Origin of the sequence: Achromobacter sp. NPDC058515 (genome assembly GCF_042721735.1) — a bacterium.
Taxonomy (GTDB): domain Bacteria; phylum Pseudomonadota; class Gammaproteobacteria; order Burkholderiales; family Burkholderiaceae_B; genus Achromobacter.
Map to the genome: position 1 here is coordinate 210,711 of NZ_JBHXNI010000011.1, position 21,724 is coordinate 232,434.

A 21,724-nucleotide genomic window follows, 5' to 3' on the forward strand; every position below is an offset into this window, starting at 1 on the left:
TCGGAATGAATTCGAAATAAAAGAATGCAATACCATTATTTATAACTGTATTCCACTATTTGGAATATGTCTACAAGGAAGTTGAGGCAATGGAAATGAAAGGACGGCGCTTGTTCCGCTTTGCGGTCGTGGCGGACTCGCACTTGAATCCGGTTGGCGCGGACAACACTTCCCCCTGGCAGACGAATCATCTGGCCAATCCGCGCAATGAGGTCGTGGTGGAGGCCATCAATGCCATCGCCCCGGTGTTTACCGTCCATGTGGGCGACGTTGTGCATCCCTTGCCGCACACGGCCGACTACGAGCCGGCCGCGCATTTCGCGCAATCGCTCTATCAGCGCCTGGACGCGCCCTTCTACATTGCGCCGGGAAACCACGATATCGGCGACAAGTGCCTGCCCGGCAATCCCGCCGCGACCATCTCGGAGGCGACCTGCGCGAAATACGAGGAAAAGTTCGGCGCGCAGTGGCAGCGTTTCGATCATGCCGGCATTTGCTTTGTCATCGTGAACGCATGCCTTTTCGGTTCGGGGCTGCCGCAAGAAGAAGCGCAATGGGCCTTTCTTGACGAAGTCGTGGCCTCCACGGCGGACAAGCGCGTGTTCCTGTTTTCGCACTATCCGCCGTTCATCACGGCGGCCGACGAAGAGGACAACTACGACAATATCGATGGCGCTCCGCGCCGGCGCCTGATCGAATTGCTTGAGCGCAGCAATGTCGAGGCGTTGTTCGCCGGGCATGTCCATACGTTTTTCCTGAACAAGATCGGCAAGGCCTGGTCCTACGCGTTGCCGTCGTCGACGAATTTTCGCCAGGACTACGCCGAACTCTTCCGTGTTGCGCCGGCGGAGGAACTGGGCCGCAATGATCTGGGGAAATTCGGATTCTTCGTGGTCGATGTGCACGAGCACGGCCATATTGCGCGCTTCGTCCGCACCTATGGCTCGACCGATGCCGGTGAAGTCGGCGACATGGTTGTGCAGCTGGGCGAAGATATTCGAGGGCACGACGCGCCGACCGTCGGCGTGGAGTTCAATCACGATTGGGCGGGGGCGCAATTGCTGCCTTGCAATCCGCCGCTGGATGCCTTTATCCGCAAGCGCGTCCGCAATGACTACTTCGCGCTAAACCTCTGGGATGCGGGCGTCCGGACCGCGCGCGTGCCTCTGGCCGACGTCGCCGATGACGTGGCGTTCGAGCGGATGGCGCTGATGGCCGGGCTGGGCCACCGGTTCACGGTGCATGGCGCCGTCCCGCCAGGGCCGCAAGCCCTCGATCGCCTGGCATCCATCGCGCCGAGCCTGGCAGGCTACGAAATGATCGCACCTGAAGATGCGCTAGACGAGGCGCTTGCCGCAAGGCTCAAGGCAGTTGGCGTGCCGGTGTTCTTTGCGCCGATCTTGCGCCCCAGCACCGATAAGCACGCGACATTCGACCATACGATGAGTTGCGGCCTGCCTGTCGGGGATTTGGCCCGCCTGGATGCGTTCAAGCGCCTGATCCGGTCGGGAGCGGGTTTGCTCATCCGGATCGGGCCGGATGATCCCGTGCTCGAATCATTGCAGGCGATTGCCGAACAGGCGGGCGCGCAGGACCTGAGAGTGTCGGTTCACGTTGTGCTGGCCGCAGGCAAGTCTTCGCATGTTCAAGACAATGACGCGCGGCAGGCGGCCCGCAGCACTGAAGCGGCCTTGGCGGCACTGCTCTACCCGCATATTCCGGTCACGCTCGATACGTTCATGGATGTCGACCGCGGCTATTTCTCTCGCAACGGCCTGGTCGACCGCCGCCACAACCCGCGACGGGCCGCAGTCATGCTGCGCAAGCTCCATGACCGCCTGGCTCGTGCCGGCGAGCTCAGGTTGCTGTCGTTCTCTCGCGCGGATGATGGGCTGGCGTTGCTGCTGCAACCAGGCGCCGAAGGCAAACCGTTCCAGTGCCGTATTCCTCTGCCGGTCCAGGCCGCGGCGGCAGGGGCCGCAACACTGGCTGACTGGCGCGATATCGCGCTCTTCTCTTGATATCAATCCGAATTGAACGGGGTAGAACTGCCATGTACAGAGTCCTTTCGTTGTTCATCGCGCAATTTGCGCTTTCCGCGGCAGCGCAGGCCGCGTGGCCTGATCATCCGCTCCAGATGATTGTCCAGTTTCCTCCAGGCACGACCACCGACACCGTGGCGCGCGACCTGGCCGCGAAGCTGGGCGCGGAGCTGAAGCAGCCGGTGGTGGTGGTCAACCGCCCGGGAGCGGGGGGCATGATCGGCGTGGGAGCGGTCGCCAATGCCAAGCCGGATGGCTATACGATCGGCACCGTCAACCTGCCGACGCTCGCGATCATTCCCCACCTTCAAAAAGTGCCCTACGAGCCGCTGACCGCTTTTGATCATCTGGCCGTCGTGGGGCCGTACGACTATGGCATTTTCGTGGCGGCCGATGCCCCTTGGAAGTCGCTGCAGGAGCTCGTGGACTACGGGCGCAAGCATCCGGGTGTGCTGACTTACGGCACGCTGTCCGCCGGGACGACAAATCAGTTGACCATGCAGCGGCTGGGGCAGGACTTGGGGCTGGACTGGGTCTTCGTGCCGTACAAGGGCGATAACGAGTCCGTTCCCGCGCTGATCGGCGGGCAGATCCAGTTGATCAACGCATCGCCGGCGACCGCCTTGCCGCTTGTTCTCAGCGGCAAGCTGCGCATGCTGGCCGCGACCAGCCCGCAACGCTGGGCGGCCCTGCCTGATGTGCCGACCCTGAAGGAAACCGGCCTGGTCGATTATTCCCAGAATTCCTTCCTGTCCGTGGCAGCGCCCGCCGGGCTTGATCCCGAAGTCCGCCAAAGGCTGGAAGCCGCGCTCAAGAAAATCCTGGTCGATCCCGCCGTCAAATCCGCATATCAAGGCAAATTCGGCCAGATGGTTGCCTATCAGAGCGGCGAAGCCTACGCGAAGCTGGCAAAGGAGGAGTTCGCCGTCTGGGGTGAAATCCTCAAGGATGCCAAGACAAAATAGAGGGCGGTGGTTCGGCGTTTCCATTCCGCGGAAAAAACAAAAGCCCCTTTCGGGGCTTTTGAGTTGCACGCTGGCCATTTGCTAGAACCTGATGCTGAGATTGGCCTTGAAGCCGTGCTGCTGTGCGCTGGATGCGACCTGGCCACTGTAGGAGAGACCGAGCGTGGCCAACGGCGAGAGGCGGAGATCAAGACCCGCTTCGATCACGGCGCTGTCCTGGGCGATTGGCACGCCGGCGACGGTGAAGGCGTTGGAACCGGCAAATGTCTGTGTGGAGAGCGGCACGGTATCGCCAAACGCATGTTTCCAGCCGAGCATGCCGCGCGCCGTGAGGTCCATGCCGCCGAGCGTGACGTCGGTCGAGGCGCGCACGCCCAACGTCGTGAAGGTGGTGTCGGTGCTCTGGCTTCTGGCTGAGAGCGCGGCGAGCCCGCCTTGTTCGGCAAAGCCGCCGGTGTCCAGGTTGACATAGGCGAGGTTGACGAAGGGCTCGAATGCGGCCACGGGCGTATCGATGCGATAGCCGAGTTCGCCGAAGGCCTGGAACGTGCCGGCGTTATAGCCGGCCTTGAGCCTGTCGGTGAAGCCGGGGAACGTAGCTGAGCGGCTCGTATCGATGTCGTGCCATGTATAGGCAAGCCCGGAACGAAAGCCGAGCTGGCGCCATTGCGTGCCGCCATAGAGGCCGAGGTGATAATTGTCGCTTGAACCCGACGAGCGGCGGTCATTTGCATCGAAGCTGGTGTGGCTGTAGCCGGTGATGACGCCAAGCCGCCAGCTGTCGAACACCGGCGCATCAGCCCCGATCAGGAAGCCGCCGGTGGACCGGCTGAGGCGCGCGGCATTGCCATCGCTGTCGGTATGCCCCCATGAGCCAAAGCCCTGGCCCCAGACGGCGAAGCGATCCGTGCTGGCTGGCATCAGGATCGGCCCGCCTGCGCCATAGGCCACGGCCACCGGCGCAGGCGAGACACCAACGCCGTCGAATGCGGCGCGGATGCGGGTCATGGCCGCTTCGCGCACGAAACGGCTGTCCTCGATCAGGGAGGTCTTGGCCGAGGCATGGATTTCGCCGGAGAGCTGGTCGAAGGCGAAGGCCGCCGCTTGCGCGCTGGTTTGCGAGGCGACGATGTCATAGAGCCTCTGGCCCTGTCCGAGGCTCTCCACGCCGTTCGCGGTGGCGCACTGGTTGGAGGTGAAGCCGACAAGACAGAACGCCTGATTGTTGCGGCTGATGTCGAGATAGACATGGGCCGGATCGTAGCTCAGCGACAGTCCGACATAGGGCAAGTTCTCGGTCAACGTGTCGAAGGTGCCGCTGACCATGCTGTCGGCGCTGATGATGGTCCAGCGGGTGCCGGGCAGATAGGCGCCGTCCTGCTTGGCGACAGCGACCTGGCCGCCATTGATGGCGACATTGCCGGTTACCCGGGTGAGGTCTCCGCCTCCAGCGGGGTCGATCCCGACGGCATAGGTAGAGCCGGCCGCGAAGGTCAGATTGCCATTTACGGTCAGCGTGCCGAAAGCGCCTCCGTCGGGTCCGGGGGCTAGCGTGCCGCCAGAGGCAACGGTTGTCGCCCCGACCGTCCCGGTTCCCGCAAGCGTGGCGCCTGTGAGAACGTCGAGCGTGCCGCCGAGCGCGCCGTTGACGGCAAGCATGCCGGCCTCGACCCTGGTCGCGCCCGCGAAGGCGCTGCTGTCGCCTGTCAGCTCAACGACACCGCTGCCGATCTGCCGAATGGTCCCGCTGCCGGTCACCGCCCCGGCGAAGGTGATTGCGTTGCTGCGGTTGAACGCGAGCGTGCCATTGTTCAGCACATTGCCGATGATCGAACCACTGGCGCCACCGTTGCCGATCTGCAGTGTGCCGGCGGAAATCGTCGTGCCCCCGCTATAGGTGCTGGCGCCGGTAAGAGTCAGCGCGCCTGTCCCGTTCTTGTTGAGTGAGCCCGCGCCGCCGATGACGCCAGTGAAGGTGGTGTCGATCGCGGCATTGTTCGCGGTAAGCATCGCCGTGCCGAGGGTGATCGAGCCGCTGCCCGACAGGTTGTTGGCGATCTGGGAGAAGTTGTTCAGATCCAGGGTCGCGCCAGCATTGACGGTCACGGCCGAACTCGGTGCAAAGGCATTGGCGATACCGGTCTGTAGTGTGCCGCCATTGACGATTGTCTGGCCGGTGTAGGTGTTGATCGCCGACAGGGCCAGCGTGCCGGCGCCGTTCTTGGTCAGGTCGCGGCCGTTCCAGCCGGTCGTCGAAGGGGCCTGGTCCGCCAGCATTACGTCGACATCGAAGGTATCGGTCGGGTTGGCCAGGGTGAAGACGCCGTTGCCGAGCGCCGGACCCGCCGACCATGTCAGGCCGAAGCCGATGTTGTAGTCGAGGCTATTGGCGGTCTTCGCGCCCGAGAGGGTGAGGTAGTCGACAGCGCTGGCCGCAGCTCCGAAGTCGACCGCGGCAAACTCGCCTGCAATGCCGCCGGTCGTTTGGAGCACGGTGAACTGAGTGCTGGTCAGCGCGCTTGCCGAAGTCGGCGCGCCGGCGGCGAAGCCGGTGATGTTCAGGGCGCCGTCGATCGCCGCGGTCTGCGCCGTGATGGCCGGGTTGTTGCCGCCGATCGCCACACCCAGCACTGAACCCGAGGCTTGCGTAAAGGCCCCCGCGACCGAGAGTCGGGACGCACCTCCGATCGATGTCGCCGCACCGGCCTGCGTGGCGTGGCTGGCGGACTGGAACAAGCCGTTCTGCGCGAAGGCCAATGTCCCGGCCTGCACGTTGACCGAGCCAACCGAAGATGCCGCGCCCGTAAGCGTGGTCGTTCCGCTGCCGATCTGGTTGACTGTGCCGGTCCCCGAGATCGTGCCGGCGTAAGCAATTGCGTTGCCGCGGTTGAAGGCGAGCGCGCTATTGTTCAGTACATTGCCGATGATCGAACCGCTGGTGCCGCCATTGCCGACCTGCAGCGTGCCGGCGGAGATCGTCGTGCCGCCGGTATAGTTGCTGTCGGCGGTGAGGGTCAGCGTTCCCGTCCCCGTTTTAGTAAGCGCGCCGACTCCAGAGATCGTCCCGCCCAGCGTCAGCGTGGTGGCGCCCACTGACTCGAATATGCCGCTGGCGGCGCCGAGCGTGACCGAGCGTGCCGTCGTCAAGCTCGCGGTTGTGCGCAGCGTGCCGCCATCAAGGGTGAGGGTAGCCGATACCGGACCTAAACTCCCGGCGACCGCGATTTGCAGTGTGCCGCCTGAGACGTTCCAGGGCGTCACCGCCCCAGAGGTGGTTCCCACCAATTGCCAGACGCTCGCGCCGGTCTTGGAGAAGCTCGTAAAACCCTGATAGTTGGGTCCCAGCTGCGAGACGTCGAACACGGTGGAGACGGAGGTGCCGGCGGGGTTGGAGGAAAGATCGGTGACGTCCCCGCCTAGAATGAGGGCGTTGGCGCCGCCCGAAGCGTTGACGTTCCCGATGAGGTTCCAGCCTTGCCGCAATTCCAGGCTGTTGGCGCCGCCGGTAAAGGAGACCGCATTCGCGCGGGTGCTCCCGTTGCCGCTCAAGCCGCCGGCAATCGTTCCCGTGTTGATGATCTGGAGATCGGCGCCCTCGATGCCTGCGCCTCCCGTCGCGATGCCTCCGGACGCCAGCCCCGAATTTGCGCCGGTCGTGCCGCCGCTACCCCCCTGGATGACCCCCGAATTGTTCAAGGTGAAGGCCGAGCCCAGGATTCCCGCGCCGCCATTGCCCCCGCTTCGGCCATGGGTGGCCTGGGCCCCCGCGGCGCCATTGCCGCCATTGCCGCCGGTGATCATGAAGCTGTTGCTCAGGTTCACACCGGTGTTGACCAGGCCCGACCCACCGCCGCCGCCGAAGCCGGCGCCGCCTTGCAGCAGCGGGGCGCCGCCATTGCCGCCATTGCCGCCGGTGATATTTGCGGAGGTCGCGGTGCTTCCGCCACCAACGATCACTGCCCCCGCGCCACCCCCGCCACCGCTACCGCCATCTCCCCCGAAGGGCGAGGAGGTAGCGACGTTGCCGCCATTTCCGCCGCTGCCACCGACAATGGGCCCGGCGACACCTGTCAAGGCGGCGCCGTTGAAGCCATCGCCGCCGCCGCCGCCGCCGCCGGCGCCGATACCGCCTGTACAGGCGCCGCAAACGGCATCGTCACCAGCTTCCCCCGCCTCGCCCACCGGATTTGAGGCGGTCCCGCCAGCCCCACCCGAGCCGCCGGCGCCCGGGGCGCCGCCGGTCACGGCATTGCCCGCGCTCCCCGCGCCGCCATTGCCATTGCTGCCGTTTTGACCGGGACTGACCTGTGCGCTTCCCACGCCGCCCACGCCATTGGAGCCGCCGCCGCCGCCGGCGCCGCCCGACGCTCCGTTTCCGCCGAGGGCCGCGCTGTTGTTGCCGCCGCGGCCATCGCCATGTGCGGGCGATGTGTACGTCAGGAAGATGGCGGTTGCGATGAGAAGCGGCAAGCTCGAGTCAACTGCACGCGAGATGCTTGGAGGCACTATCGAGGAAGTACGCATAAAGCAAGTCTCCGCAACAGGGTTATCGCGCTGGGCAACCTGGAAGCAGTGTCGTCGCGACAAGAATCACATAGATCACATCCATTGAATTTAAGAGCCGCCGTGAACCATTGACAGGACCGGAGAGTCAGGCGGCGCGGGGTCGAAAGGCCCGCTGCGCCAACTATAGCGTGGTCTTTTGCAAATAACTCTCTGCTTGATCGACATAGGCCACTCTCGCTTTCCGATAGATGCGTAAAGAAGACAGAATCATGGGAGTAATTACCCGCGCGGGCGTATTTCGGCGCTGATATGACGGTCTCTATTGACGGTGCTCGATGCGCGCCGTCAAAACCACCGTCAAAGAGAGGGGGCAAGAGATTGCTTGAGATGACGAAGGGCGAAAAAAAGCCCGCAGCTCTGTGCGAGTTGCGGGCTTTTTTTGGGTTTCGGTGCATTCACCGAAACAAATACTTGGCGGAGAGGGTGGGATTCGAACCCATGGTACGGGGATAACAACCTGCGCTCCGGCGACCATACCCTGGCGTGGATGGGCACGGCTCAGGGCCGAATCGCGGCCGGCTCGTTTGCGGCAAGCCCGATCACGGCGGCAGTTACTGGCGGCGCGAACCTGAATATCGAGTTCGGGACCGGCACGCTGACGCTGGCCCAGCTTGAAGCCGGGACGAACCAAACCATGTTCGAGAATCGGCCAGAAGGCGCGGAGATGGACCTTTGCCTGCGATACACAGAAGTGCAGACCACGACGGTATCCGCGAGGATATACGGCATGTGTCAAGCAGTGACCGCCACGGTTGCGGAGGGCTCTTGGTGTTTAGCAAAAAGCGGGGCCCCCTTCTATATCGCACAGTGGCGCAATGGCCGTTTCAGCGTCCGGTGGTGAGGCGGTTGGTCTGACGTCGCTGGTGTTCAACGCAATAAGCGATTCGTCTGCGGGCATCGTCGCGACGGCGAACTCGCCAGCTCTTGTTTAAGGTAACGCTACCAAACTGCTTGGTAATGCTGTTGGCGCACCATCTCGGCGGAGCCGTGACCATGTATCGCATCATCGACGAAAGCACCATATACCGTGTCAGCGATTTCACTTCCATCCCGATGGACCTGGAGAAGGCGGACTATCAGGCATACCTGCAGTGGCTGGCCGTTGGTAACGAGCCGGAATCAGGCCCGGGCGCGTAGGGGCCCAGACGCCAGTCTGAGCACATAACGGCTGAAACTGCGGCCGGCTGATACTGAAAAGGACTCTACCGGAAGGAATACGGCGGCAAGGGCCAAGGCGGTACCGGTCGAGGCTGCCGCAACCACAAGCGCCCCAGCGGCGGTGACTTTTCCGCCGTCTCCAAGCCAAAGGTAGAGGGAGGAACCAACCGTGTAGATGGCAAAAAGGTGCGTCAGGTATAGCGGAAAGGATATGCGCCCGAGCCATTGGGAAATTGGAAGATCTAGGAACCTCCGGGCGCCCGGCGACAGCATACAGGCGGCTAGGATAAGAGTGGCAAAAATTGAAAGCGACCTGATGCTGTCCTCTGGGAGTCGTAAAGCAGCTAGGACCAGAACAGCGCACAGACCTGCGGCAGCGATTCCCCTGGCGGGGCCGGGCCATGCGGCAGCGCGAAGCAGGGCGACGGCCATGCCGAGCGCGAATGGCAGGAAGTACGAGTTGGCCCACCAGGTCAAGGCGCAGAAAGTACAGACGATCGTGGCCTGCGCGAGCCGGGATGTTCCGGCCACCAGTAAACAGCCAAAAATCAGGAACGAGCCTAGAAGTTCGAATGGCATCGTCCAGAGCGCGGCGTTATAGAAAATTGCATCTCGTGGATCGAACCGGTAGACATCCCACAGGGCGAACTGAAGCAATTCGGGGAAGCCTACGGGGACGCTGAAGCCTAGAGCCAGCCAGGGGCTATCCGCTGCGACCCCAGCCACCTGATTCTGGGCCACGCCGGAAACCTGTACGAGGAACGCGATTAGGAGGGACGCAGCGATGGGGATGGTGAGGCGCAGATATCTGCGCAATGCCAGAGAGACCACGCTGACACGATCACCCGTATGGAAGAAATTGATGGAAAGAACGTAGCCGGATAAGGCGAAGAATATGAAGACGGCCAGTCTGGCGTCGATGAAAAACGGGATAGGCGGAAACGTACTTCCAGTCAAAAGGAAGACAGGCCCTAGATGGCCGAAGAGTACGAATAGGGACGCCCATCCCCTCAAACCATCCAGATATGTCTCGCGCATTGTGTCACCGATTTTTTTCTGGATTGTATGTCCTATTGAACGCCCCCGCTTCGGCGGGCTTTTTTTCGTCCAAACGGAGGCACCATGCCCCAAGGGATCATCAAGATGAAGCTGGACGATGCGGCAATCCTGGCCGCGAATCGCACGACAGAAGCGGGCGCAGTAACCGGCGTGGTTGGCTGGTTCGCCCAGGTCAACTGGATAGGCTGGGCCGGGGGCCTGGTCGCGGTGGTGGGCCTGGCTGCCAATCTCTACGATCAGCGCCGGCGCGACCGGAGAGAACAAGCGGAAAGCGAGGCGCGCATGGCGGCCTTGCGTGAGAGGAGCCCGAAGCCGGGGCCCCCGCCCGCGTGGGTAATGGAGCCCGCCCCGAGCTTGATCCCGCTGCTCGATCGGATTATTTCGCCCTCCGGGCTGGAATCCAGCAAGTGACTGCGCAGCTGGCCGCGTGCCAGGCGCGGCTGCCATAGCCTACGCCTCTTCGGTGTTGTCTATCGTGGCGCCGATAGCCTGCATCCGGGCGCGAACGCGGGCCAAGTCTTCCGGGCTCAATTCCAGCGATGCGGCGAGATGGAACAGGTTTGGATAGGGCATATCCTTCGGCTCAGCGCCGCCCGTGTACTTGCGCCAGTGTTGCTCACCGACGCAGGCCAGCGCGGCCATTTGCTTGCCTGTATAGCCCAGCTTGATCTTGAGGGCCTGGAGATCGCCTGAGGTAGGAGGTATGTAGTCCATATCAGGCATCTCGCACCGTTAGCTCCAGGTCTTTGCCAAGCGCTTGGAGCGCTGCTGCGAGCGTGTCGATCTTGGTCGAATGCTTGAGGTCGACAATGCGGGTCATCTCTTGCTTTCGTATGCCCATGCGGTTCGCCAGTTCCGTAGGCCCAACGCCCTGCGAGATCATCTCGTTCAGAACGTAGATCTTCGCAGTGACGCTTGCGGGCAAGGCGATCAAAACCTCGTCCGGCTCGGGCGCTGAAGGCGGGGGAACTGCGCGGCGGTCTTCGAAATAGAAGTCCATGGCGGTGAGCAGCGCATCGGCGGCCATCGCCTTTGCTTCTTCGAAGTCGTCGCCGGCGGTCAATGCCTCGGGGATATCGCGGAACGTGACGTAGTAGCCGACCGTGTCTGGACGGATTTTGGCTGGGTAACGCAGCATATTCTTGCTCTCCAGGGTGGTGCGGTGAATGCGAGTGGGAAGCCCCTTTCGGGGCCTCCCTTTACTTCAATCCCAGTTGCTTAAGAATTTCCTTTCTTAGGCTTTCTCCGCCTGGGTGCCTTGGCATGATGGTTTGCTTCCCTTCGCTTAACTTCACCGCACCTCCCTTGTTTGTTGACAGTAAAGTCATAGTAATCAAAAACGATTACTTAGTAAGCAAAAAAGATTACCGCAGATAAATATTTATTGGCGAGCCGTTCCCTTGCGCGCCCTGGCCACAAATCAGAAGCGCCCCGATGTGGGGCGCTCGTTGCTTCTTCAGTTGCGGCGTCGCTCTAGTGCGCGTGGCGCAACCTCACGCTACTCGGCAGTTTCCAAGACTTCGTTTCGGCCATCCATCCGGCTTCCCAGGCTTCGACTTTGGGTGCCATGCCCTTGCGCAGTTTTTCTGGGGTCTCGATCAGGCCCTGGGTGTCCATGTCCCGCTCCACTACACAGGGCTCGACGACAAGGCGCGCTCGCAGTTCGTCGTAGATGTCGCCCCTCTGACTTGGGCAGTCTCGCTGCGGGCGTTGAACGTGGAAAGCTTGCCAGCCTTGTCCAGGCCATCGGCTTTCGCCGTCGCGCTGATTAGGCCCCAGCGGCCTGCAGCAGCTTCGCGCTCTGGTGTAGCCTCGTCGCCTGCGTCATGCTCGACAGGACGCCGAACGAAGACACCCTGATACCTGGGCCACATGTCGTACTTGCCGATGGCTGCCCGCTGGTCTCGCGTGCCGAATTTCTTCAACAGCAGCTCGGCGTCTTTCAGGGTCTGGTAGTGGCTGCACATATCTCCTCCTGAGCGTCAGGAGTCGTGGCCAGCCTCCTGAAAGTCGAAGCTTGCCCCGATGGTGCGCATCTTGTCTAGCACAGGGGCCAGTTGCTCCTCGGTCAGGGTGAGGCGCGCAGCCATCAAGAACAACATAGCTGCGTTCATATCCCTGGGAGCGGCCCCGCCCGTGTATTTGCGCCATTGGCGGTTGTCCGACACTCCGGCCAAGTCTGCCATCTCATTGCCCGTCAAACACAATTCTTCCTTCAGTCGGGCAAGGTCATCGGTCGAGGGCGCGGTGTAGTTCCTGAAGCCTTTCATGAGCAAACCCCCGCTTTCGCGGGGGCCTTTTTAGTTTAGAGGAAGAGTTTGGTGAATGCCATCACTGCGGTGGCCATCGCTGTCGCCTGGGTTCGTGGCGATGGGGATGAAGTAGGACATAGCTGGATGAAGATACAGCTCGCCAAAAAGTCGGACAAAATTTCCCCCACCAGCCCAAAAGCAAAAGGCCCCTTTCGGGGCCTCTGCAAAGCACGTAAGTGCTTGAAATACTTGGCGGAGAGGGTGGGATTCGAACCCACGGTACGGGGATACCGTACGCCTGATTTCGAGTCAGGTACATTCGACCACTCTGCCACCTCTCCGTGGCTGGTTTCCGTAACGTTGAAATCACTGTCCTTGGCAGGACGGGTCTCTCACATAGATCCCTGGTCGGAAGGATCTTCGTTGTCGGAGCAGCGAAGCCCGCAATTCTACAGGATTTTTTTTGTTTGTGTAAAGGGGATGCCTGAAAGATCCCTACAACGGGTTTCAACGGACTTTCGGCGCCGGCGTTCTTTGCGCAGAATCTCGACATGCCGGGGTCCCGGCGTGGACTTTTCTCCCTCTGCCCGCGTTTCTCCCAGGCTTCAGTCGCCCATGGATCTGATTCTTATCCTCCTGCTCGCGGCCGTGTTGTGCGTGCCCATTACCCAGCGCCTGGGCCTGGGCGCCATTCCCGGCTACCTGATCGCGGGCGTGCTGGTCGGGCCGTCGTGCCTGAAACTGGTGACGAACGTGGACACGATGGTCGGCGTCTCCCAGTGGGGCGTGGTGATGATGCTGTTCATCATCGGCCTGGAGCTGTCGCCCAAGCGCCTGTGGGCCATGCGCAACGAAGTCTTCATATTGGGTTCCCTGCAGATGCTGGCTTGCGGCCTGCTGCTGGGGCTGGTGTTTGGCGCGGCCCTGCGGCACCTGGCCGGCATGGAATGGCAGGCGGCGGTGCTGTGCGGCCTGTCGCTGGCGCTGTCGTCCACGGCGGTGGCGCTGCGCCTGCTGGACGAGCGCGCGCTGACGCGCACGCCGCTCGGCCGGTCCGCCCTTGGGGTGTTGCTGTTCCAGGACATGGCGGCGATTCCCATGCTGGTGGCGGCCGGCCTGCTGGGGGCCGACGGGACCTCGGCGCCGTCCTTCAAGGAGGCGCTGGTGGCCGTGGCCGTCGTGGCCATCGCCTACCGGCTGCGGCTGCTGGGCTGGGCGGCCAAGGCCGAGCTGAACGAACTCTTCACCGCCGCCGCGCTGCTGATGGTCGTGGGCGCCGCCCAGCTGTTCGACTACGCGGGCCTGTCGGCGGGCCTGGGCGGATTCCTGGTGGGCGTGCTGATGGCCGAATCCCGCTACCGGCATGACCTGGAAAAGGCGATCGAACCGTTCAAGGGGCTGTTGCTGGGCCTGTTCTTCGTGGCCATCGGCATGTCCATCAACCTGAAGGTGGTGGCCCATCACTGGCTGTTCATCTTCGCGGGCGTGGCCGCCTTGCTGGCGGTCAAGGCCCTGGTCCTGTATGGCTTTGCGCGCTTTCTGGGCTTGCCCCGCTACCACCGCCTGCTGTTCGCGGTCGTGCTGGCGCAAGGCGGGGAATTCAGCTTTGCCATCTTCAACGAGGCCTGGGACAACCATCTGATGAACCTGGAGCAGCGCGACGTGCTGTCGGTGATCGTGGCGGTGTCGATGGGCGTGGTGCCCATGCTGATCAAGCTGCTTGAGCGCGTGCCTGAAAAAATGGGCGGCATGGCCGACCTGCCCACGGCCGACGCTGCCGGAACCGGCGCGCCGCCGCCGTCCGCTCCAGAGGATAAGCCGCCCGCCGCTTGACCCCGCAGTCCGTGGGGACATGGCATGATTGCCGTCTTGCCGGGCAGCTACACTTGTAGCCCGTTTCCGCTTCCCGCTCTTCGCGCCAGATCACAGGAGAATGCGCATGCTCAAAGGAAAAGTCGCCCTAGTCACCGGTTCCACCAGCGGCATCGGCCTGGGTATCGCCACGGCCTTCGCCCAACAGGGCGCCGATATCGTCCTGAACGGCTTTGGCGACGCCGCCGAGATTGAAAAGGTGCGCGCGGGCCTGGCGGACAAGCATGGCGTGAAGGTGATCTACGACGGCGCCGACCTGTCCAAGGGCCCGGCCGTGCGCGACCTGGTCGAGAACGCGGTCCGCCAGATGGGCCGCATCGACATCCTGGTCAACAACGCCGGCATCCAGCACACCGCGCTGATCGAGGACTTCCCGGCCGAGAAGTGGGACGCCATCCTGGCGCTGAACCTGTCGGCCGTGTTCCACGGCACCGCCGCCGCCTTGCCGCACATGAAGAAGCAGGGCTTCGGCCGCATCATCAATATCGCGTCGGCGCATGGCCTGGTGGCCTCGGCCAACAAGTCGGCCTATGTGGCCGCCAAGCACGGCGTGGTGGGCTTCACCAAGGTCACGGCGCTGGAAACGGCCGGGCAGGGCATCACCGCCAACGCCATTTGCCCGGGCTGGGTGCGCACCCCGCTCGTGGAAAAGCAGATCACCGCGCTGGCCGAAAAAAGCGGCGTGGACCAGGAAACCGCCGCCCGCGACCTGCTCAGCGAAAAGCAGCCCTCGCTGCAGTTCGTGACGCCGGAACAGCTGGGCGGCACCGCCGTGTTCCTGGCCTCGGACGCCGCGGCGCAAATCACCGGAACGTCCGTCTCCGTCGATGGCGGCTGGACGGCGCGCTAATAAAGGAATCCCCGAATGTTGTTTTTGCTTTCTCCCGCCAAGAAGCTGGACTACGACTCGCCGCTGCACATCGAGACGCACACCCAGCCGCTGTTCGTGGATCAGGCCGCCGCCCTGATCAAGGTCCTGAAGACCAAGACCGCCGAAGACATCGGCGAACTCATGAGCCTGAGCCCGGCCCTGTCCGAGCTGAACGTCCAGCGCTATGCGCACTGGAAGCGCAGCTTCACGCAGGCCAACTCGCGCCAGGCCGTGCTGGCCTTCAACGGCGACGTCTACGAAGGCCTGGATGCCGCTACTCTGTCGGCCAAGCAGCTGGATTGGGCGCAAGAGCATGTGGCCATCCTCAGCGGCCTGTACGGCGTGCTGCGTCCGCTGGACCTGATGCAGCCGTATCGCCTGGAAATGGGCACGCGCCTGGCCACGCCCAAGGGCAAGAACCTGTACGAGTACTGGGGCAGCGCCATTGCGGACTACCTGAACGAGCGGCAGGCCGGCCAGAGGTCTCCGGTGATCGTCAACCTGGCGTCCGAAGAGTATTTCAAGTCGGTCGACCTGAAGACCCTGAAGGCGCGCGTGGTGCAGTGCGTGTTCCAGGACTGGAAGAACGGCGCCTGGAAGATCATCAGCTTTCACGCCAAGCGCGCGCGCGGCCTGATGGCCCGCTACGCGATCCAGCACAAGGTCGCCAAGCCGGAAGGCCTGCAGGGCTTTGATCTGGAAGGCTATGCATATGACGCATCGGCTTCGTCGGCGGACAAGCTGGTGTTCCGGCGCAAGCTGGACTGAACGCGGCGACATCGCGCCAGCGTATCGCCTTAATGAAAAGCGCCGGCCTGGAGACAGGCCGGCGTTGTCTTATGGTCCGCGAACGTCCGCGCCCTAGGAAGCCGTTGCCGCCGCCGCCGGCGCGTGCATCGGGTCGGCAAGCGCCTGGAGCTCCTGGCGGATCATGTGGGTGGCCTTCAGCATCTGCTTGACCGGATAGACCAGCACAGCCTGCTCGCCCGCCGTGTCGAACTGCGTGGGCAGGTTGGGCGGCGCCTGCGCGCGGCTTTCGTCCAGCAGGCCGACCATGCCGTCCAAGGCCTGCTGGATAGGCTCGGGCGTCTTGGGCAAGGCCGCCAGGATGGGAATCGCCGCGGTGATCTGGGACGCCAGCACGTGGTTCTGGATCAGCAGATTGTTCAGTTCCGGCACGTCGACCTGGTGCGATTTGGGTTCGCTCATCATCCGGTAGAACGCCTCGGCGAAGTTGCTGAACGCAATGTGCACGTTCTTGCGGGCCAGGCGCCAGGCCAGGTCGGCGTCGGTCACGGCGGGCGTCTCGGCGGCCGCCTCGCCCACGGGGGCGCCATGCGCCTGCATGGCCTCGGCGTAGCGCAGCCCCGCCAGCAGGTACTCGCGGTTGGCGCGCGTCGCGGCCGAGGCCAGGGGCTTGAGGTAGCGCGCTTCCCACCAGGGCAGGATGTAGCTGCAGATCAGCGCCAGCGCGCAGCCCAGGAGCGTATCGATGGCGCGCTCGCCGATCACCGACATGGACACGGTGCCCGGCGACACGAAGTGAAACACCAGCACCACGAACAGCGTGTTGAAGATCGCGCTGGCCATGTAGTTGAGCTGCACCAGGCTGTTGCCCATGATGCAGGCGCCCAGCAGCACCGCGAACAGGATGCTGGGCTGGTCGGTCACGTTGAACAGCAATAGCGCGCAGATGCAGCCGACCAGGGTGCCCATCAGCCGCCAGCCGTTGCGCTGGCGCGTCAGCGCGAACCCGGGCTTCATGATGATCACGATGGTCAGCATGATCCAGTAGTTGTGCGCCGAAAACTCCGGCGACAGCCAGCGGCTGGCCAGGGTCATGGCGATGGCCGCCGCGGCCGTCACGCGCAGCGCGTAGCGGAAATGGGGCGAATCCAGCCGCAGGTTGCTGGTCAGGAGGCCGAAGCGGAACTCCTGGCGCGAGATGAAGCGGGTCAGCGACTTGTTGATGCGCAGCACGTCGGTCGGCTTGGCGTCGGGCGAGGCCGCGGTGTGATCGGCCAGCCGGTCCACGATGCGCGCCGAGTTGCGCAGGCGGCGCAGCACCTGGATGATCAGCGCCAGCATCTCCGGATCGCGCTCGCCCAGGCCCTGCTGCTTGAGCTGCTCGATCTCGTATTCGATGGCGCGCAGTTCCGCCTTGGCGCTGCTGCGGTACTGCACCTTGCGCCCGCGCGACACGTCCAGCGCGATGCGGTTGAGTTCCAGCGACATCTTCACCAGTGCGTCGCGCATGAACATCAGGCAGTCGTTGCCGGCCAGCGTGCGCCGCAGCGCGGCATAGTCGGTGTGCGTGGCAACCAGCGTGTCGAGCAACTGCAGCATGTCCACGAACATGTTCCAGATCATGACGCGCTGGCGGTCGCCCAGGCCCTTGCCGCGGGGCAGGGCGCGCAGCACCATGTCGCGGGCGGCCTGGTGCTTTTCGGTCATGACGGACTGGCGCTGGATCAGGTTGCGGTAGGCCTCGTCCAGGTCGGCGGTCTCGTCGTAGAAGGCGGCGCGGGCCGCGACGTAGTCGGCCGTGGCAAAGAGCGCCACCGACATGGCCTGGCGCTCCTCGCGCAGCCAGAACAGCCGGGAAAAGCCCAGGCTGAACGCCACATAGAAAAGCGCGCCGCCCAGGGTGGCCGCCGCATGGGCCAGCACCTCGCCGGGCTCAAGCGGCGAATGCATGGTCAAGGTCATCAGCAGCAGGCCGGCAAAGCCGATCAGCCCGCCGCGCTTGCCGAAGACCGTGAACATCGAATAGACGAAGCACTGCGCAATGACGACCAGCCAGATCATCACCGGGTGCGTGGACGCCAGCCCGGTGATGATGACGGTGATCGTGCCCAGCGCCGCCCCGCCCAGCATCTCGTTGGTGCGATGCCGCTGCGGGCCGCCGGGCTGGTCGATGATGGCCAGGCATTGTGCGCCGAAGGTGGCGACCAGGCCCGTGGTGTAGTTGCCGAAGATGCCCCCCAGCACCAGCACCGGCAACAGCATGCCCACCCCCTGGCGCACCCCTCCGAAGAAGTAGTGGCTGTAGAGGAAGCGGCGAATGCTGGCAATGCGCAGATCCATGGGGCGGCGGCTCGGTTCTGGAAGACGGAACAAGTATAGAGAGGCCGGTGGTTTTTTTGGGGCCGGATGGTTACCGAACCTTCCGCGCAACGGTCCGGAAAAGGCGATTTGCCACCTTTGACGCAACGCGGTAAATTCCTTCTCTTGCGCCGGTCTGCCTATCCGAAACCGGCGCGTTGATGCAGACGGCCAGGGTCACCTCCCAGCCATCTCGCAACAGTTACATCTGCCGTTGGCCGCGCCACAAGCGTGTGTTGCCAAGGCTTCCATTTCGACCTCCAGCGTCCCCAAGGGGCGTTTGCACTGCGTTCTGTCGAGCGTGTGCCGGGTCGGCAAGGTGTCCGGGTGGCGTGGCTCAGTGAGCCGCTAAGCGCCGGATCATGTTGTCGCAGCCGGTATGGGTTCAGTTGCCGTCGTATCCGGGCGAGCAGCAGTCAGGGTTGCAGGGCCGGTACTGAAAGGAAATACAACATGGAAATGAATGGCGCCGATATCGTCGTGCGCTGCCTGGCCGATGAGGGCGTGGAACACGTTTTCGGCTATCCCGGCGGCGCAGTGCTGTACATCTACGACGCGATCTTCAAGCAAGACAAATTTCAGCATATCCTGGTTCGTCACGAGCAAGCCGCCGTGCACGCCGCCGATGCCTATTCGCGCTCGTCGCAAAAGGTCGGCGTCTGCCTTGTGACCAGCGGCCCGGGCGTGACCAATGCCGTCACCGGCATCGCCACCGCCTACATGGACTCCATCCCGATGGTCATCATCAGCGGGCAGGTGCCCACTGCGGCCATTGGCGAGGATGCCTTCCAGGAATGCGACACCGTCGGCATCACGCGTCCCTGCGTCAAGCACAACTTCCTCGTGCGCGACGTCAAGGACCTGGCCGAAACCATGCGCCGCGCGTTCTACATCGCGCGCACGGGCCGTCCCGGCCCGGTGCTGGTGGATATCCCCAAGGACATCACCATCGCGCAGTGCAAGTACACGCCGCCCAAGGGCGAGATCTCGATGCGTTCCTACGCGCCCGTCAACAAGGGCCACCAGGGGCAGATCAAGAAAGCCGTGCAGATGCTGCTGGCCGCCGAGCGGCCGATGATCTACACGGGCGGCGGGGTCATCCTGTCGAACGCCGCGCCCGAGCTGAACAAGCTCGTGACGCAGCTGGGCGCGCCCTGCACCAGCACCCTGATGGGTCTGGGCGGCTATCCGGCCAGCAGCGGCCAGTTCGTCGGCATGCCCGGCATGCACGGCACGTACGAGGCCAACATGGCCATGCAGCACTGCGATGTGCTGCTGGCCATCGGCGCACGCTTCGATGACCGCGTGATCGGCAATCCCAAGCACTTTGCGCAGAACGCCCGCAAGATCATCCATATCGATATCGATCCGTCGTCGATCTCCAAGCGCGTGCGCGTGGACGTCCCGATCGTCGGCAACGTCAAGGACGTGCTGGCCGACCTCAGCGCGCAGTACGAAATTGCCGCCGCCGAGCACAAGCCCGCCCCGATCACCAAGTGGTGGGAGCAGGTCGAGACCTGGCGCGGCAAGGAATGCCTGAAGTTCGCCAATTCGGACGAAGTCATCAAGCCGCAGTACGTGGTGGAAAAGCTCTGGGAAGTGACCGGCGGCGACGCCTTCGTCACCTCCGACGTGGGCCAGCACCAGATGTGGGCGGCCCAGTACTACAAGTTCGACAAGCCGCGCCGCTGGATCAACTCCGGCGGCCTGGGCACCATGGGCGTGGGGCTGCCGTACGCGATGGGCGTGCAGATGGCCAATCCCGGGCACGACGTCGCCGTCATCACCGGCGAGGGGTCCATCCAGATGAACATCCAGGAACTGTCGACCTGCCACCAGTACCGCCTGACGCCCAAGATCATTTGCCTGAACAACCGGTTCCTGGGCATGGTCCGCCAGTGGCAGCAGATCGACTACGGCTCGCGCTATTCCGAGTCGTACATGGATTCGCTGCCCGACTTCGTCAAGGTGGCCGAGGCCTATGGCCACGTGGGCCTGCGCATCGAGCGTCCGGCGGACGTCGAACCGGCGCTGCGCGAAGCCTTCGGCAAGCACAAGGAACGCCTGGTCTTCCTGGACTTCATCACCGACCGCACGGAAAACGTGTGGCCGATGGTCAAGGCCGGCCGCGGGCTGACCGAAATGCTGCTCGGCTCTGAAGACCTGTAAGGAGGCCACCCATGAAGCACGTGATTTCCGTCCTCCTCGAAAACGAACCCGGCGCGCTGTCGCGCGTGGTGGGCCTGTTTTCCGCGCGGGGCTACAACATCGAGACCCTGACCGTGGCGCCCACCGAGGACTCCACGCTGTCGCGCATGACCATCGTGACGACCGGTTCCGATGAAGTCATCGAACAGATCACCAAGCACCTGAACCGCCTGGTGGATGTCGTGAAGGTGGTGGACCTGACCGAAGGCGCCCACATCGAGCGCGAGCTGATGCTCGTGAAGGTGCGCGCCGTGGGCAAGGAACGCGAGGAAATGAAGCGCATGGCGGACATCTTCCGCGGCCGCATCATTGACGTCACCGACAAGTCCTACACCATTGAACTGACCGGGGTGCAGGAAAAAGTACAGGCCTTCCTGGAGGCCCTGGACCGCAGTGCCATCCTTGAAACCGTGCGCACCGGCGTGTCCGGCATCGGACGCGGTGAACGGATTTTGAAGATTTGACCGGCCTTCCAGGCCAAGCCGCACCCTACATCTGAATTAATCGAATATCCAAATACTGGAATCTGGAGCACAACCATGAAAGTTTTCTACGACAAAGACTGCGATCTGTCCCTCATCAAAGGCAAGACCGTCGCCATCATCGGCTACGGTTCGCAAGGCCACGCGCACGCGCAGAACCTGCATGAGTCGGGCGTGAAGGTCATCGTCGGCCTGCGCAAGGGCGGCGCCTCGTGGAACAAGGCCGCCAACGCCGGCCTCGAAGTCAAGGAAGTGGCTGACGCCGTCAAGTCGGCGGACATCGTCATGATGCTGTTGCCCGACGAGAACATCGCTTCGGTCTACAACAAGGAAGTCCACGCCAACATCAAGGCCGGCGCGGCCCTGGCGTTCGCCCACGGCTTCAACGTCCACTACGGCCAGGTCGTGCCGCGTGAAGACATCGACGTCATCATGATCGCCCCGAAGGCTCCCGGCCACACGGTGCGCAACACGTACAAGCAAGGCGGCGGCGTGCCCCACCTCGTGGCCGTGTACCAGGACAAGTCGGGCGCCGCGCGCGACGTGGCCCTGTCGTACGCCAGCGCCAACGGCGGCGGCCGTGCCGGCATCATTGAAACCAATTTCCGCGAAGAAACCGAAACCGACCTGTTCGGCGAACAGGCCGTGCTGTGCGGCGGCACCGTCGAACTGATCAAGGCCGGCTTCGACACGCTGGTGGACGCCGGCTACGCGCCCGAAATGGCGTACTTCGAGTGCCTGCACGAACTGAAGCTGATCGTCGACCTGATCTATGAAGGCGGCATCGCCAACATGAACTACTCGATCTCGAACAACGCCGAGTTCGGCGAGTACGAAACGGGTCCGAAGATCGTCACGGAAGAAACCCGCAAGGCCATGCGCCAGTGCCTGACGGACATCCAGACCGGCGAATACGCCAAGAAGTTCATCCTGGAAAACACCGCCGGCGCCCCGACGCTGACCTCGCGCCGCCGCATCAACGCGGAATCGCAGATCGAGCAGGTGGGCGGCAAGCTGCGCGCCATGATGCCCTGGATCGCCGCCAACAAACTGGTGGACAAGTCCAAGAACTGATTCCTGCCATTGCGCGGGGCCCGGCCCCGCGCAATCCGGGTCAAAGCGGCATGCCTGCGAGGGCGTGCCG

The 21,724-nt window shown here is 63.4% G+C and carries 19 protein-coding genes, 1 tRNA gene and 1 pseudogene; 12 read left to right on the forward strand and 9 right to left on the reverse strand.

Annotated elements, in window-relative coordinates; genetic code table 11:
* The first annotated feature begins 89 nt into the window (after positions 1-89).
* Together ACFWP0_RS19840 and ACFWP0_RS19845 are read left to right on the forward strand one after the other, a co-directional pair.
* Complete coding sequence (locus tag ACFWP0_RS19840) at positions 90-2,021, forward strand: metallophosphoesterase (RefSeq protein WP_377844885.1); 1,932 nt, start codon at positions 90-92, stop codon at positions 2,019-2,021.
* 50 nt (positions 2,022-2,071) lie between these two features.
* Entirely contained in the window at positions 2,072-3,007 is a 936-nt protein-coding gene (locus ACFWP0_RS19845; RefSeq protein ID WP_377844887.1) for a tripartite tricarboxylate transporter substrate binding protein, read from the forward strand.
* A gap of 81 nt (positions 3,008-3,088) precedes the next feature.
* Here the strand turns inward: ACFWP0_RS19845 and ACFWP0_RS19850 are convergent, their stop codons facing one another.
* Positions 3,089-7,477 (reverse strand): autotransporter domain-containing protein, encoded by a 4,389-nt coding sequence (locus ACFWP0_RS19850; protein ID WP_377844889.1) that lies wholly within the window; start codon positions 7,475-7,477, stop codon positions 3,089-3,091.
* 583 nt (positions 7,478-8,060) lie between these two features.
* Between ACFWP0_RS19850 and ACFWP0_RS19855 the strand changes: the two genes are divergently transcribed.
* Both ACFWP0_RS19855 and ACFWP0_RS19860 read left to right on the forward strand, forming a co-directional pair.
* Positions 8,061-8,414, forward strand: coding sequence for a hypothetical protein (locus ACFWP0_RS19855; RefSeq protein WP_377844890.1), 354 nt, complete (start codon positions 8,061-8,063; stop codon positions 8,412-8,414).
* A gap of 152 nt (positions 8,415-8,566) precedes the next feature.
* On the forward strand, positions 8,567-8,710 hold the full coding sequence (locus tag ACFWP0_RS19860) for a hypothetical protein (RefSeq protein ID WP_377844892.1): 144 nt from the start codon (positions 8,567-8,569) through the stop codon (positions 8,708-8,710).
* On the opposite strand, the gene ACFWP0_RS19865 is transcribed toward ACFWP0_RS19860, so the two are convergent.
* Complete coding sequence (locus ACFWP0_RS19865; RefSeq protein WP_377844894.1) at positions 8,693-9,769, reverse strand: acyltransferase family protein; 1,077 nt, start codon at positions 9,767-9,769, stop codon at positions 8,693-8,695. The genes ACFWP0_RS19860 and ACFWP0_RS19865 overlap by 18 nt on opposite strands.
* A gap of 105 nt (positions 9,770-9,874) precedes the next feature.
* On the opposite strand from ACFWP0_RS19865, the pseudogene ACFWP0_RS19870 reads away from it, so the two are divergent.
* Both ACFWP0_RS19870 and ACFWP0_RS19875 read left to right on the forward strand, forming a co-directional pair.
* Positions 9,875-10,174: pseudogene (locus tag ACFWP0_RS19870) on the forward strand (hypothetical protein); the annotation flags it as partial.
* Positions 10,120-10,239 carry a lysis system i-spanin subunit Rz gene (locus tag ACFWP0_RS19875; protein WP_377844896.1) on the forward strand — a complete coding sequence of 40 codons (120 nt, stop codon included), beginning with the start codon at positions 10,120-10,122 and terminating at the stop codon, positions 10,237-10,239. The pseudogene ACFWP0_RS19870 and the gene ACFWP0_RS19875, both read left to right, overlap by 55 nt.
* A gap of 1 nt (position 10,240) precedes the next feature.
* Here ACFWP0_RS19875 and ACFWP0_RS19880 read toward each other — a convergent pair whose 3' ends face one another.
* From ACFWP0_RS19880 to ACFWP0_RS19905, 6 genes are all read right to left on the reverse strand, one after another.
* A complete protein-coding gene (locus tag ACFWP0_RS19880; protein WP_377844898.1) occupies positions 10,241-10,504 on the reverse strand; it encodes an XRE family transcriptional regulator in 264 nt (87 codons plus the stop codon).
* Between the two features lies 1 nt (position 10,505).
* A complete protein-coding gene (locus tag ACFWP0_RS19885; RefSeq protein WP_377844900.1) occupies positions 10,506-10,928 on the reverse strand; it encodes a type II toxin-antitoxin system HicB family antitoxin in 423 nt (140 codons plus the stop codon).
* A 335-nt stretch (positions 10,929-11,263) separates the two neighbouring features.
* On the reverse strand, positions 11,264-11,407 hold the full coding sequence (locus tag ACFWP0_RS19890) for a hypothetical protein (RefSeq protein WP_377844902.1): 144 nt from the start codon (positions 11,405-11,407) through the stop codon (positions 11,264-11,266).
* A gap of 11 nt (positions 11,408-11,418) precedes the next feature.
* Positions 11,419-11,757, reverse strand: a complete 339-nt coding sequence (locus tag ACFWP0_RS19895) for an SOS response-associated peptidase family protein (RefSeq protein ID WP_377844904.1) — start codon at positions 11,755-11,757, stop codon at positions 11,419-11,421.
* Between the two features lie 15 nt (positions 11,758-11,772).
* Positions 11,773-12,060, reverse strand: a complete 288-nt coding sequence (locus tag ACFWP0_RS19900) for an XRE family transcriptional regulator (RefSeq protein ID WP_377844906.1) — start codon at positions 12,058-12,060, stop codon at positions 11,773-11,775.
* A gap of 232 nt (positions 12,061-12,292) precedes the next feature.
* A tRNA-Ser gene (locus ACFWP0_RS19905) sits at positions 12,293-12,383 on the reverse strand.
* Positions 12,384-12,657: 274 nt separating this feature from the next.
* Here ACFWP0_RS19905 and ACFWP0_RS19910 point away from each other — a divergent pair.
* From ACFWP0_RS19910 to yaaA, 3 genes are all read left to right on the forward strand, one after another.
* A complete protein-coding gene (locus ACFWP0_RS19910; RefSeq protein WP_377844908.1) occupies positions 12,658-13,875 on the forward strand; it encodes a cation:proton antiporter in 1,218 nt (405 codons plus the stop codon).
* A 106-nt stretch (positions 13,876-13,981) separates the two neighbouring features.
* On the forward strand, positions 13,982-14,764 hold the full coding sequence (locus ACFWP0_RS19915; RefSeq protein ID WP_377844909.1) for a 3-hydroxybutyrate dehydrogenase: 783 nt from the start codon (positions 13,982-13,984) through the stop codon (positions 14,762-14,764).
* Between the two features lie 15 nt (positions 14,765-14,779).
* A complete protein-coding gene (gene yaaA, locus ACFWP0_RS19920; RefSeq protein WP_377844911.1) occupies positions 14,780-15,553 on the forward strand; it encodes a peroxide stress protein YaaA in 774 nt (257 codons plus the stop codon).
* A 93-nt stretch (positions 15,554-15,646) separates the two neighbouring features.
* Here yaaA and ACFWP0_RS19925 read toward each other — a convergent pair whose 3' ends face one another.
* The gene (locus ACFWP0_RS19925; RefSeq protein ID WP_377844913.1) at positions 15,647-17,872 is read right to left on the reverse strand and encodes an FUSC family membrane protein; all 2,226 of its coding nucleotides are present in this window, start codon (positions 17,870-17,872) and stop codon (positions 15,647-15,649) included.
* A 417-nt stretch (positions 17,873-18,289) separates the two neighbouring features.
* On the opposite strand from ACFWP0_RS19925, the gene ACFWP0_RS19930 reads away from it, so the two are divergent.
* The 3 genes from ACFWP0_RS19930 to ilvC all read left to right on the forward strand — a co-directional run bounded on the left by ACFWP0_RS19930 (position 18,290) and on the right by ilvC (position 21,654).
* A complete protein-coding gene (locus ACFWP0_RS19930; protein WP_377844948.1) occupies positions 18,290-20,059 on the forward strand; it encodes an acetolactate synthase 3 catalytic subunit in 1,770 nt (589 codons plus the stop codon).
* A gap of 11 nt (positions 20,060-20,070) precedes the next feature.
* Entirely contained in the window at positions 20,071-20,562 is a 492-nt protein-coding gene (ilvN, locus tag ACFWP0_RS19935; protein ID WP_006223608.1) for an acetolactate synthase small subunit, read from the forward strand.
* A 75-nt stretch (positions 20,563-20,637) separates the two neighbouring features.
* The gene (ilvC, locus tag ACFWP0_RS19940; protein WP_171661924.1) at positions 20,638-21,654 is read left to right on the forward strand and encodes a ketol-acid reductoisomerase; all 1,017 of its coding nucleotides are present in this window, start codon (positions 20,638-20,640) and stop codon (positions 21,652-21,654) included.
* Positions 21,655-21,724 lie beyond the last annotated feature (70 nt).